8 protein-coding genes are annotated in these 13,861 nt (G+C 47.4%); all 8 read left to right on the plus strand.

The genetic code is table 11. The features are described 5' to 3' along the window. The first annotated feature begins 612 nt into the window (after window positions 1-612). Complete coding sequence (locus GCU44_RS15240; RefSeq protein ID WP_154857349.1) at window positions 613-2,070, plus strand: alkaline phosphatase D family protein; 1,458 nt, start codon at window positions 613-615, stop codon at window positions 2,068-2,070. A gap of 265 nt (window positions 2,071-2,335) precedes the next feature. Then, complete coding sequence (locus tag GCU44_RS15245; protein ID WP_161993948.1) at window positions 2,336-3,724, plus strand: alkaline phosphatase D family protein; 1,389 nt, start codon at window positions 2,336-2,338, stop codon at window positions 3,722-3,724. A gap of 197 nt (window positions 3,725-3,921) precedes the next feature. Continuing rightward, window positions 3,922-5,385, plus strand: coding sequence for a sulfatase (locus GCU44_RS15250; protein WP_241684975.1), 1,464 nt, complete (start codon window positions 3,922-3,924; stop codon window positions 5,383-5,385). Next, window positions 5,375-7,429 (plus strand): sulfatase-like hydrolase/transferase, encoded by a 2,055-nt coding sequence (locus tag GCU44_RS15255; protein ID WP_154857352.1) that lies wholly within the window; start codon window positions 5,375-5,377, stop codon window positions 7,427-7,429. The genes GCU44_RS15250 and GCU44_RS15255 overlap by 11 nt, the downstream gene beginning before the upstream one ends. 100 nt (window positions 7,430-7,529) lie before the next feature. After that, entirely contained in the window at window positions 7,530-8,855 is a 1,326-nt protein-coding gene (locus GCU44_RS15260; protein ID WP_241684976.1) for an arylsulfatase, read from the plus strand. 144 nt (window positions 8,856-8,999) lie between these two features. Continuing rightward, entirely contained in the window at window positions 9,000-10,334 is a 1,335-nt protein-coding gene (locus GCU44_RS15265; RefSeq protein WP_241684977.1) for a sulfatase family protein, read from the plus strand. Window positions 10,335-10,447: 113 nt separating this feature from the next. Then, complete coding sequence (locus GCU44_RS15270) at window positions 10,448-10,669, plus strand: hypothetical protein (RefSeq protein WP_092168707.1); 222 nt, start codon at window positions 10,448-10,450, stop codon at window positions 10,667-10,669. Between the two features lie 347 nt (window positions 10,670-11,016). Next, complete coding sequence (locus GCU44_RS15275) at window positions 11,017-13,785, plus strand: TonB-dependent receptor (RefSeq protein ID WP_154857358.1); 2,769 nt, start codon at window positions 11,017-11,019, stop codon at window positions 13,783-13,785. Window positions 13,786-13,861: the final 76 nt, after the last annotated feature.

The raw sequence follows: 13,861 nt of genomic DNA on the forward strand, positions 1-13,861 counted from the left end.
TTTATCAGTGCCACCAAATAGTGGAGATTCAAACTTTTCCGAATATTCGGGAAAAATAGCCGCATAAAAAAGGCTGCCCTTTTCGGACAGCCTCTTTTTGTATTTCCTGTAAGCAAAAATATCCGGCAGCTGAAGAGATCGCTGCGCTGGCTGACCGAAATCCAGGCAATACGAAGCCAAATGCGTTACTGACAAGGGCAAGATGTGAAGAAAGGCTTAGTATGTTCCCTGAACATTACGAGAGTAAACCCTTTATGAAAGACTGTCGGGGAAAGTTAGACCCACCAGAGAAAAGCTGTCCACAATTCGGTATTATCTCCCTTGCTGAGCAACTCTTATCTAGGCAGGTTTGACCAATATATGAAGGGATTGAATTGGCCGCAAGTCAGAATATCCCTTTTTGAAAGGTCTGGACAGAGGAATACCGCTTGTACCCACAATTCTGTAAAAGGGGTAAATATAGAAAATTTAATTTTTTATCTTTACACTAATCGATTGACTATACCGATTAACTTCAGACCGGCGATAGAAATTAATTATTTCTTGTGATGGTAATTATAGGGATTCTTGCGTAGTTAAGGAAGATATCAACAATTCAAATACCTGGAAAATATGGCAGAAAACAGACGCTCATTTTTGACTAAGATCGGTTGGTTGACAGGGGGTTTGATCACGCCTGTAAATACGATTCGGGCCAGGGTTCCTTTCAAATTGGCAAATGACCGGGTCTATTTCACCAATGGATTTAAAGTGATGGAAGTTTCCCAGAATGAAGCGATCATCTGGACCAGGTTATGCGCCAATGAAAAACCCAATCCCCTCATCCACCTGAAAGAAAAACACAAAAGTCAGAATAACGAATACCCCATTGATTTTAATGAACAAATGCCAGTTGAGGAAATGGATGGAGGAGTGACCGGCTCAACGGGATGGGTAAGGGCAATTTTGGAAAACCAGAGGGATAAGCATGTATCAGACTGGCAGAAGGCAAGTTCCGATGGGGATTTTACTGTCAGTTTTCCCTTTACAGGTTTGAAATCCGCTACCGAATACAAGGTGCAGTTGGAGGGAAAAACGGAAAAAGGTAAAATCACGGCCCACCAATCCGGATCCTTTAGGACAGCTGGTAGTGAAGAAAGGCCTTCTGAACTATTGCTCACCACCTCGACCTGCCAGTATTTTTGGAATTACGACGATAAAAACCGGGGCTTTAAAACCTATGATGCCATGCGTCAATTAAAACCCGATTTTTTCATTCATACAGGAGATTATGTGTACTACGACCGCATAGGTCCCATGGTGGATAACCTGGAAAAGGCCCGGCACAAATGGCATGCCATGGATGGCTGGCCTTCGTTGAAGGAATTTTACCAGCAGGTGCCCATCTACATGCTGAAGGATGATCATGATCTTTTAAAGGATGATGTGTATCCGGATAGCAGCCCATTAGGTGAGTTTACCTTGGAGCAAGGGTTGAAAGTATGGCGTGAAAATGTACCAATAAAAGATAAACCATACAGAACTTTCAGATGGGGAAAGGATTTACAGATTTGGCTGGTGGAAGGACGAGAGTTTCGGAGCCCAAGGGATTTTCAGGAAGGTGGCGATATAACCATCTGGGGAGACGAGCAGAAGCAGTGGTTTGTAGATACTATGGAGGATTCAGATTCGACTTTTAAATTACTATTTTCCCCTACGCCTGTGGTAGGGCCTGACAGAGAAAATAAGAGGGACAACCATGCCAATAAGTTATTTGAAGAAGAAGGCAATTGGTTAAGGCAATTTCTTTCCGGTAAAAAGGGTGTTTTTGTGGTCAATGGAGATCGGCATTGGCAATATTATTCCATTGATAAGGCCACCGGTTTGAGGGAATTTGGTGCAGGTCCCGTATCCGACGCTCAATCAGGAGGCTGGTCTCAAGATGATAAACGGCCTGAACACCAGTTTTTAAGGGTTAATGGAGGATTTCTGGGCATCAAAGTTTTCAGAATGGAAAACGTCCCGAAAATTGATTTCAGGCATTATGATGTAGAAGGAAATGTGATGAATCAGATAGTTTTTGAACGCTAAAGACTAGGAAACCTGAAGCTATTTGAGATCCAGGTTTAATAGAAAAGAAGAATATAATGAAATGGTTTTTAGGTATTTTAATCTCAATCTCAATTTTAATTTTAAAACGTTATCCCGTTATATGACGAATCCCAACTACTTTATAGTTTACCAGGATCTGAGTAGAATTACCTATTTGAAAATGGCTGTTATCGGCACTTTGCTGCTGTGCTTTGGACTGCCTTTTCAAAATCATGCCCAGGATTTCGGCGAACAAGGTCATCCAATGAATAAAAACACGGATAGCAGGGAGATCCTTAACTATTGGGGCACTACTTCCGATGCTGATCAAAAATTTTATGAATCGGCTTATACCGTTTTATCATCGGGAAAAAATAGCTCCTATGCCGACCTTATGGAATCAACTTTATTTAATCAACTGGTTGAAAGTCAGGGAAGAAAAATTTTGGCTGGCCCCATGCTTGGCCAAATCAAATCCGATGGTGCTACAGTATGGGTTAGAACATTGGAACCGGCAAAGATTGAAGTGGAAATAGAAAAGGAAGATGGAATAGTTGTTTTTGGTCCGGCATATTCCAATTTTGAAACGGATTTATCTGTTGAAATAAGGATTGATGGGTTACAATCTTCCTCTCGCTACCCCTATCAACTAATAGTTAACGACAAGGATATTTCTCCCAGCACCGATCAAGTGATCAATACCGTGCCGGAATTGGGAACAAACCAAGAGGTTAAAATTGCCTTTGGTTCTTGTCCTCACCGTTGGGGCTTGGGAAATCACAACTTATTGGAACAGATCAGGAATAGGGGTAATCATGCCATGTTATTATTGGGAGATATTGCGGTACAGGATCGAAATGATCATCTGGGTTTGCATCGTGCCGATTACCTGCTCAGGGATTTTTTGCCTGCCTGGAAACAATTCGCTTCAACCGTCCCCGTTTATGCTTCCTGGGATGATCACGATTATTTTGATAATGATAAAGCCGGAATTCCGGAGGGATATTCCGAAAAAGATCGGGATGCCGTTAGAAAAGTTTTCCAGGAATCCTGGGTGAATCCATCTTACGGTGATAAATCTTTAAACCAAGGAATTTTCACCCGGGATAGGATAGGACCATTTGATATTATCATGACGGACAACCGATTTTTCAGGACCGGAGAAAAGGGGTCATTTTTGGGAAAGAGCCAGATGGATTGGTTAAAGGAACAGTTATTGGACTGTAAAGGACCCTTTATTATTTTATCCTGCGGCACGATGTGGAGTGATTATGTATCCGGGGGTAAGGATTCCTGGGGAGTAAACGATCCCGAGGGAAGGGAGGAGATTTTTAGGTTTATTGAAGAAAACAAAATCGGTGGGGTGCTTTTGATATCCGGTGATCGACACGGTGCCCGTGGATTTACGATTCCCTGGAAATCCAACTTTGGATTCTATGAATTTGAAGCGGCAAGCCTGGGGGCAAGAGTTGGACCCCCGGCACAGGATCCTTCCTGGGATACCCAGTTGTACGGTATTGATGGGGAATTTGCCTTTGGTGAATTTACTTATCATCCTTCCAACGAGGATCCAGCTGTTACCTTCCGACTTGTTAGTGAAGATGGTAACTACCTATTTGAAAAAACCATAAATAAAGGTGAATTGACACCATGATGATCAAAATAATTCTTGGTCGATGTCGACTCTATTTAAAACAACATCAAGTTATGTTAAAATAAAAATTTTTTACCCATCACCTTTTTTCAAAAAAGCAAATCTAGCATGAAGTAATTCCATTTTATTACTACTCAAAAAAGTTCTAAATTAGGGAAAAATGGAAATTTAACACTACACCCAAAAGCCTTTTTTGCATGAAAAGCATTTACCCGTTTTGGATTATGCTGCCTGGGTTTATCTTGATTTTGCTGCTTTATTCGTCGTTCGAGGTAAACCGTAAGAGGTCAGAGAAACCCAACATCATCCTAATCAACGTCGACGATCTGGGATGGAAAGACCTGGGCTTTATGGGAAGCGCCTACTACGAAACCACAAATCTGGATGCATTGGCAGGGCAAGGCATGGTTTTTTACCATGCCTATGCCGCCGCTGCCAATTGTGCACCCAGTAGGGCCTGCATGATGAGCGGTAGGAATACACCCAGCCACGGGGTCTATACGGTGGACAATTCGGAAAGGGGCCATCCAAAAACCCGCCAACTTATCCCAACCCCCAACCGGCATTTTCTGCCCGATTCGATCTATACCCTGGCGATGATGCTACGGGATCATGGGTATGTAAACGGTACTTTTGGGAAGTGGCACATCAACGAAGATCCGCTGCAGGCGGGTTTTCACGTAAACGTGGGCGGCAGCCATCGGGGCAATCCCGGGAGCGGCGGGTATGTTAGCCCCTACAAGATCGATTTTATCGAAAACGGTCCGGAAGGAGAATACCTGACCGACCGCCTGACTGACGAAGCCATACGCTTTGTTAAGGCAAACAAAGAAAGCCCCTTTTTCCTGTACCTGCCGTTTTATTCGGTACATACGCCCATCATGGGAAAGCAGGAACTGATCGCAGCCTTTGCCGATAAGCCCGGAACGAATGGCCAGGACCGGGCTGATTATGCAGCCATGGTGGCCTCGGTGGATCAGAATGTGGGGAGATTGCTGGCGGTTTTGGACGAACTCAAGCTGGCAGACAATACGCTGGTGATTTTCACATCCGATAACGGAGGCATCCGGGATATTTCCTACCAGTCGCCCCTGCGCGCAGGAAAGGGTTCCTACTACGAGGGCGGTATCCGTGTTCCGTTGGTCATCCGCTGGCCTGGCAAGGTGCAGGCGGGAAGCAAGACGGATGTTCCGGTGACGAACATGGACATTTATCCCACCCTAAAAAACATCATCGGAGCTAAAATACCAGACCATAGACAGTTGGAGGGTAGGGACCTTGCGCCCCTTTTTCGCAACCAACCGCTGGAGGAGCGAGCGCTGTTTTGGCACTTTCCCATCTACCTTCAGGCGTACAATCCCAAAGAAGACGGCGGAAAGGATCCCCTGTTCCGAACACGACCCGGGTCTGTCATTCGGAAGGGAAAATGGAAGTTGCACCACTATTTTGAACAAAATGACTACGAACTCTACGATCTGGAAAAAGATCCGGGGGAAACAACGAACCTGGCGGAAAGTCAACCAGCAATCCGGGATCGAATGATTCAATTGCTCGATGATTGGCGGGAGCAGGTCAACGCACCCGTTCCGGATCAGGCAAATCCACGTTACGATAAGGAATTTGAAACCAACCTAATAAAATCAAAATTGGATGAAGATTAAATGGATTGTATGTTCAGCGCTGACACTGTTGTCCCTGTTTCAGCCAAACCGCATTTTTGGGTTTAGTCCGGCAGATAAAAAGCCCAACATTATTTTTATCCTTACCGATGATTTGGGATACGGTGACCTGGGCGTCTTGTTTCAGAATCAACGAAAAGCCGAAGGGAAACCGTATCACCAAACTCCAAACCTGGATAAGATGGCGCAAGAGGGAATGATACTGAGCCGGCATTACGTGCCCGCGCCGGTATGTGCGCCTTCCCGGGCAACGCTATTGCTCGGCTTGCATCAAGGGCATGCCGCTATTAGAAATAACCAATTTGATAAAGCACTCCCCGCCAACCACAATCTCGCCACCGTCCTAAAAGAGGCCGGTTACGCAACCGCATTGATTGGTAAGTACGGACTTCAGGGGCAGGAGGGAGACAGTCCTTCGAGCTGGGAAGCGTATCCGACGAAGCGTGGATTCGACTATTTCTTCGGATATGTTCGTCACCGTGACGGCCACAATCACTATCCGGCACACGATGTGGCAAGTCGCGGGCCCATGGAACTCTACGATGGCAACCAGGAGATATCTGCTGCACTGGCAGGCTGTTATACCACCGATTTGTTTACCGCACGGGCAAAGAAATACATTCAAGACCATAAAACTGGCAATCCGGAACAACCGTTTTTTATGTACCTGGCCTACGACACGCCCCATGCAGGTCTGGAAATACCCAGCATGCCCTATCCTTCCGGGGGAGGTACGAGCGGAGGCGTGCAGTATCTGGGAGAAAAAGGCAATTTTATCAATACAGCCAACGGAGAAATAAACAGCTTTATCCATCCCGAGTACCGCAAGGAAGAATGGCCGGAAGTGCAGCGACGCTTTGCCAGCATGGTTCGGCGCATTGACGACGCAGTAGGCGATCTGATTCACTTATTGCAAGACCTGAATATCGACGAGGAAACACTGATCGTCTTTACCTCGGATAACGGTCCGCACCTGGAATCCTACGGATACGGGGACTATGCGCCTACCTTTTTCGAAAGTTATGGGGAAATGGACGGTACCAAACGGGATACCTGGGAAGGAGGAATTCGGGTTCCGGCACTTGTGCGCTGGCCGGGAAGCATACAGGCCGGCTCCAGAAATGATTCCCCGTCCGGTTTCCATGATTGGTTGCCCACCTTTGCCGAGTTAAGTGGTTTGCCCGCCCCGGCGAATACAGATGGGCGTTCGCTTTGGCCCATTCTCTCCGGAAAGGAAACGGTGCATCCGGGCAAGGTGTACATCGAATACCAGGTCAATAACGCTACGTCTGATTATGCGTCGTTTCTTGAATCCCGACGTGGGCAAAAGCGGGGAGAGATGCAGGTACTCTACCTAAACGGATACAAAGGCATCCGATACACTATTTTATCACATCAAGATGATTTCAGCATTTTTGATACCCAAACCGATCCTGGAGAAAGCAACGACCTCGCCGGAACGAACGACGAGTATGTTGCACTTCAACAAGAAATGAAAAATAGCGTGTTGCGCTGGCGAAGGGCGAATAGCTCCGCCGAACGCCCCTACGACAAGGAACCGGTTCCTGCATTGGACCTAAATGCGATTCCAGCTAGAGGGGTTCAGGTTGCCAGCTACGTAGGGGACTTCCCCTGGGTGCCGTTGATTAATACAGAAAATGAAATGCCAAAGGAGCTTGTCCTTTTGTCGCGCTTGCAGGACCATGTACCGAAAAAGGGTGCTGACGTACTGGTTTTCCAGGGGCTGCTAAAAGTTGAGCGAACCGGCACCTATGACATTAGCTTCCAAACCAACGGCGGACTGGTCATGCACGTTCACGAGGCCCTGGTGATTGATAATGACAACCCAAACCTGGCAACAGAATCCGGTAGTTCCCAGTTACTTTTGGAAGAAGGGTATCACCCAATCAAATGGGTGACCAAAAAGCCCAAGGATGCTGAAAACCTAACCCTCGAGCTGAAATGGTCTGGACCGGGTATTCAAGGCGAGCCTTTGCCCTTGTATCAACCTACTCTCCGCCACTAGTATGCGCAACCTTTTAACTATATGGGTACCGTATCCGCTGCTGTTTTCTGGGTTTACCCTTCTGGCGTTAGCCCTTTCCTGCCAGCAAAAGGCAGATCCTTTGAAGACAAGGCCAAACATCATCTACATCATGGCAGATGATTTGGGATACGGAGATGTGGGCTTCAATGGTCAAGAACACATACAAACGCCACGCATCGATCAGTTGGCATCCGAAGGAATGGTTTTCACCCAACATTATGCGGGATCAACGGTTTGCGGTCCCTCGCGGTCCGTCCTGTTAACCGGGCAGCATACGGGTAGAACGCGGGTAAGAGGCAACCCTACCTGGACCCGGAGCGGGCAACCCGTAGACTTGCTACCTCAGGACGTGACGGTAGCCGAAGAACTGAAACGAGCCGGTTATGTCAATGGCATCGTCGGAAAATGGGGTATGGATGAAACGTTTACCACAGCACATCCCCTGGACCAGGGATTTGACTATTTTTATGGGTATAGAACCCATGTGGAGGCTCACCACTATTATCCGGAATTTTTGTGGCGCAATAAGGAGAAAGTATTGCTAGAAGGGAATGTGCCGGATCAAAAAATAGGGGCGTATTCCCACGACCTGATTACCGAAGAATCCCTGAAATTCATCGAAGCCAACCAGGACACCTCCTTCTTTCTGATGCTGTCCTATACCCTGCCTCATTACGAACTGACCGTGCCCGAAGATTCTAAAAAACCCTATCTGAATAGGGATTGGCCAAAAAGGGAAATGAAACCCGGCCATTATTACCACGACGAAGCGGGGAATGTGACCTACGCGGGAATGGTTTCCAGACTAGACCGCGATGTGGGTCGGGTAATGGATTTGCTGGATGAATTGGAGCTGGCGGAAAACACCCTGGTGATTTTTACCAGTGATAACGGGCCCGTTTATGACAATGGTTTTTTTAAAAGCAATGGAGGCTTGCGCGGTATGAAAAGGGATTTGTACGAAGGTGGCATTCGGGTTCCCTTCGTTGCCCGATGGAAGGACACCATACGGGCAGGTTCCGTATCCAACCACGTTTCCGCATTTTGGGATTTTCTTCCCACTGCATGCGAATTGGCAGGGTTGGAACCGGAGGCACCTACCACCGGACTATCCTATTTACCCAGCCTGCTGGGTGATACGGACAACCAATCGGAACACGAATACCTTTACTGGGAATTCAACGAGGCGAAAGGTCCCATGCAGGCCGTACGAAGCGGTGCCTGGAAAGTGGTGAAACAGTTTCAGAAACCGCCAGAGTTGTACCATTTGGAAAGCGACCCCCGAGAAACCCGAAATTTGGTCCAAGAAAAACCGGAAGTTTTGAGACGCTTAAATGAATTGCTGCAAACTGCCCGGACGCCCCACGAAGAATTCCCTCTGGAAAGAATCGACCGAAATAAGTAGTGAATGATTGGGTGCTTCCGGGAGTTCCTGGCTAAATTTTGAGGGTTTAATTCCGGATTAGTTTGATATCTTTCCTAAAAAAATGGTTAAATTGATGCGTCAATTTCCATAGAACCAAAACAAAATAACGATCGTTGAATGCAAATGCAGTTAAACATACAACCGGCACTGCTGCTCACCCTGCAGCTGAGTTTTCTCCTTTCTTTTACGGTTTTCGCCCAATCGGAAAAGCCCAATATCATCTATATATTATCCGATGATCAGTCCTGGACGGATTACGGGTTTATGGGGCACCCGCATATCGAGACTCCAAACATCGACCAATTGGCTGCGGATGGCCTTACCTTTACCAGAGGCTATGTGACAGCGCCGCTTTGCAGCCCTTCGCTGGCATCCATTATTACCGGCTTGTATCCCTACCAGCACGGTATTACCGGAAATGATCCCGAATTCACCTTCGAAAAACCCCGCTACCAGACCGACTGGCAGGAGGCCCGCTCGCGGCTTTACAAGGACTACCTGGACGAGTTTCAAAAACATCCAACCGTACCGCAGTTATTACAAAAATTGGGTTACGTGTCGTTTCAGTCTGGTAAATGGTGGGGTGGCCACTGGAAAGAAGGTGGATTTACCGATGGCATGACCCACGGCGATCCTACCCGGGGCGGTAGGCATGGAGACGAAGGACTGAAAATTGGAAGGGAAGGGATGGAGCCCATTTTTGATTTTATGGATAAGGCCATTGCAGACAACGATCCGTTCTTCGTTTGGTATGCACCTTTTCTGCCCCACTCCCCACATACCCCACCAGATTCGCTGCTAAACAAGTACCTATCGAAGGCGCCTACCAAGGCAGTTGCCGCTTATTGGGCCATGTGCGAATGGTTGGATATTACCGTAGGACAGCTACTCGATAAGGTGGAACAGGAAGGTCTAACGGAAAATACCCTGGTGGTGTTTGTTACCGATAATGGTTGGATTCAGGACCCGGAGCGGCCTAACCGATACGCACCCGGTTCCAAACAAGATCCCCAGGACATGGGTATTCGCACGCCTATCATTTATAAATGGCCGGGGAAAATAACGCCACGTATGGAAACCGAGTACCTGACAAGCAGCATCGATATGGTCCCGACCACGCTTGCAGCGGTGGGCATGGACCCCCTTCCGGAGATGCAAGGCATCAACGTTATTGACCGAAAAGCACTGGCCCGTCGCAAGCGGATTTACAGCATGGACTTCTCGCACGATATGGTGGCGGTGGATCAACCGGAAAAAACCCTGGAAAGTCGCATGATTATCAGCGGTACCTGGAAGCTAATTGCTCCCGGCCCGGCAAACCCCAATACGGGTGAAATACAGCTCTATGATATTCTACAGGATCCAATGGAACAACAGAATCTGGCCGAAGCAAACCCAAAAGTGGTCAAACAGCTGCTGGCCAGCCTGGATGGTTGGTGGCCCGGGGACGGTAGGTGAAAATACGCAAGTCAACAAACAACTGATTTTACCATAGTAAGCGGGGCAATGATCCCCGCTTTTTTTTTTGGATGGGTTTTTGCAGGAGTATCGGGTAAAAAACAACTAAAATTATGAAAAGGCTTAGCAAAATTTGCAATTACCTCTCGGTTACTTTCTTTTTATACCTGCTTCAATTTCGTTACGCTTTGGGCCAGGCAGACGAAGCGTATGCAGACGAATATCCGTTAAACCCTTCCCGTTTTTGGGTGGTTATCGCCATGATTATCTCATTTGTTGTGATTGGGGTGGCGGTTAAATTGCTCTACCGACCCCGGAAAAAGCAAAATCCCTGAAAGTCGTTGACCGAAAAAAAACGGTCGGGGCATCCATGTGCAGACTAAAGGGAGGCCTACTTTTTTAAAGATAAAATTGGGACTGCTCCCGCTCGCTAGTACTTCCATCACCGGTACGTTGCTGGCAATACGGTACAAAGGAAGGGGAGAACCCACTCGGATTTAGATCCTGCTGCAAACGGCAGGAGCCCTATTAACAATTGAAGGAATAGAAACGCTTTCTTCTCCACTTATTGGCGCTGTACACCATTAATAGAATAAAAATTTAATTTTATACGATTTTTTGTATTTTTAATATATTATTAATCGAAAAAATCGATTTTTAATAAAATAATACCTAAAATAATATGTTAAAATTTGCGTATTTACTACTAAAAGTTATATTTATCCATGGTGTCGCTTTTTCTCAATCCACACTTAATGGAAAAGTGCGGGACCAATCCTCTAAAGAAACGCTTCCCGGGGCCTACGTATTTGTTACCAGTGTCGCGGGAGATACCCTGCATACGACGTTTACCGATGAGAATGGCCGCTTTTCATTTGAGCGCCCTACCCAACGTACCCTGGACCTCAGCATTAGTTTTGTGGGCTACGAGACCTTGGAAAAGCGCGTGCAGGTCACCAATCGGAAAAATTTAGGTGCCTTTGAGATGGTGGAAGAAGGAAGCCTGCTGGAAACCTACGAGCTGGAGGCGCAGACCATGAGCGGTCAAATGAAAGGCGATACGGTATCCATGAATGCCGCCGCTTACCAGACCAGGGGACAGGCAAGCGCCGGGGAACTGATTCGAAAGATGCCCGGAGTAGTCATGCAAGGTGGTACCGTGGAAGTACAGGGGGAAACCGTGGGGCGCGTTTTGGTAGATGGAGAGCCCTTTTTCGGGGATGACCCGGCCATGGCCCTGCAAAACCTGCCCGTAGAAATCATTGACCGGATAGAATTTTTAGATCAATTGAGCGATCAGGCCCAATTAACGGGTTTTGATGATGGGGAAACCGTCAAAACCATCAACATCATCACCAAGAAAGAAAAGCGAGGGGGGAAATTTGGCCGTCTGTTTGCCGGCTACGGGACGGACGATAACTACCTGGTAGGAGGGAGTGTGAATTTTTTCAACGAAACCCAACGTATTACCGCCCTGGGATTAAGTAATAACATCAATCAGCAAAACTTTTCGGCAGATGACCTTTCCGGTGCCTTTGGAGGAAACGACAATCGGCGAGGCGGGGGAGGCAGGCGTGGAAATCCACTCACCACCCGGGAAATGCCCGGAATTACGCATACCAATGCCATCGGCCTTAACTTTACGGACAAGTTTGACGAAGGGAGAGCCAAACTTACCGGGAGTTATTTTTTTAACGAAAGCCGGAATTTTCTCAACCGAAATTCTTCCCGGGAGTACATCCTGCCCAGCGATAGCCTGCAACTGTACGACGAGATCCGGAATAACGAAGACAGGAGTCAAAACCACCGTTTGGACCTGCGTTTGGATTACGACATGTCCGATAAACACGCCATTATCTGGCGGCCACGAGTTCGGTACGAAAACGGAACATCCAATAGCTTGCTTTCTGCACAAAACCTATTCAATCCCAATACCCCTATCAATGAGACCGAAAATACAAGCTCGGGGGCCAATGAATCCTTTCGATTTTTAAGTGATTTTACCTACCGTTACAAATTTAATAAAGAGGGGCGTACCCTTTCCGCCAAGTTTGATACCCGGATGGACAACCGCAGCAGTGATTCCCGATTGGTGTCAGTTAGCCGGGACTTTCAGACCGGAAATCGAGATAGCCTGATCCAAAATACGCTCGGCAAATCCAATTCCTTCTCGTACGAAGCGGAGATTGAATACACCGAGCCCATAGGCGATCATTCTCAGATCCGGTTGGAGTACGAAGTTGGGAACGATTTGGGCAATACCTTACAAGAGGTTTCCCAACGGGAGATGGAAGCTACCCGTTTTGTGTTGGATTCCACGCTATCCAACGAGTTTGAAAATACCTACTTGCAGCACGAGGTCGGTTTGGGCTATCGTTACAATAAGAACAAAATTCGCATTTACTCCTCATTTGATTACCAGGTATCCCTGCTGGATAGCGACCGGCTGTTTCCTGGCTTCGAAAACACCAACCGCACCTTTAGAAATTTTGTACCGCGAATGGTGTTTATTTACGACCCCAACGAAAACACCAATATCCGGATCTATTATCGAGGAGACACCGATGCTCCCTCGGTTCGGCAGCTGCAGGATGTGATCGACAACAGCAATCCCATTCAGATTTCTACAGGTAATCCAAATCTGGATCAGGAATACGAGCACCGGCTATTTACGCGCATTCGAAAAATCAACCCCGAGACCAACCGTTCGTTTTTTATGTACCTGGGTGGGCGGGTTACCAGCAATTACCTGGGAAACGCTACCTACATCGCCAGCAAGGATACCCTCATTCAAGGAGACGTTTTGCTCCGGCAGGGCGGGCAGTTAAACCGACCGGAAAACCTGGATCAATACTGGGACCTGCGCAGCTATTTTTCCTTTGGTTTCCCGCTTAACTTTATGGAGAGCAACCTGAACCTAAGCGCCCGTGCAGGAATTACCAATCGGCCGGGGTTGATCAACGATCAAACCAACTATAATCGGAACGTGTACGTTGGGCCCGGAATTGGAATAAGCAGTAACCTGGGCGAACACCTGGATTTTAACCTGTCTACCCGGGGAAACGTCAATATCGTGCGCAGCAGTTTGCAGGAAAGCCTCAATAATAATTACTATACGCAAAGTACCCGGCTGGACCTGTATTGGAATTTTGCGGGTGGATTTTTTGTCAGCACCAATGTGAATAACCAATGGTTCCAGGGGTTGGGCGAGGAATTTGATCAATCCGTCTGGCTTATGAACGCCGACCTGGGTTACCGATTCCCGCCCACCGAGCAGTTTGAATTGAAGATGACGGTTTTTGACTTGCTCAATCAAAACACCAGTATTGACCGGAACGTCACCGACGTGTACATCGAAGACACCCGCACACAGGTCGTGCAGCAGTTTTTTATGCTCACGCTTACCTACAACCTGAGAGCCTTTGGAGGAACCGGAGCGCCAGGCCGCTAATGCCTTGGCCCTTTGCGGTGCGGTCGAAACCCAACCATCCTATCCATTTCCTGGATGGGCAGAGCAACGAGGTCCG

This window comes from Cyclobacterium xiamenense (genome assembly GCF_009467825.1).
GTDB classification, from domain to species: Bacteria; Bacteroidota; Bacteroidia; order Cytophagales; family Cyclobacteriaceae; genus Cyclobacterium; species Cyclobacterium xiamenense.

What these genes read in the sequence shown, in the direction of transcription:
- GCU44_RS15275 (WP_154857358.1), top strand. Translation starts at nt 11,017, where the DNA reads ATGTTAAAATTTGCGTATTTACTACTAAAAGTTATATTTATCCATGGT.
- GCU44_RS15250 (WP_241684975.1), top strand. Translation starts at nt 3,922, where the DNA reads ATGAAAAGCATTTACCCGTTTTGGATTATGCTGCCTGGGTTTATCTTG.
- GCU44_RS15265 (WP_241684977.1), top strand. Translation starts at nt 9,000, where the DNA reads ATGCAGTTAAACATACAACCGGCACTGCTGCTCACCCTGCAGCTGAGT.
- GCU44_RS15245 (WP_161993948.1), top strand. Translation starts at nt 2,336, where the DNA reads ATGAATAAAAACACGGATAGCAGGGAGATCCTTAACTATTGGGGCACT.
- GCU44_RS15270 (WP_092168707.1), top strand. Translation starts at nt 10,448, where the DNA reads ATGAAAAGGCTTAGCAAAATTTGCAATTACCTCTCGGTTACTTTCTTT.
- GCU44_RS15255 (WP_154857352.1), top strand. Translation starts at nt 5,375, where the DNA reads ATGAAGATTAAATGGATTGTATGTTCAGCGCTGACACTGTTGTCCCTG.
- GCU44_RS15240 (WP_154857349.1), top strand. Translation starts at nt 613, where the DNA reads ATGGCAGAAAACAGACGCTCATTTTTGACTAAGATCGGTTGGTTGACA.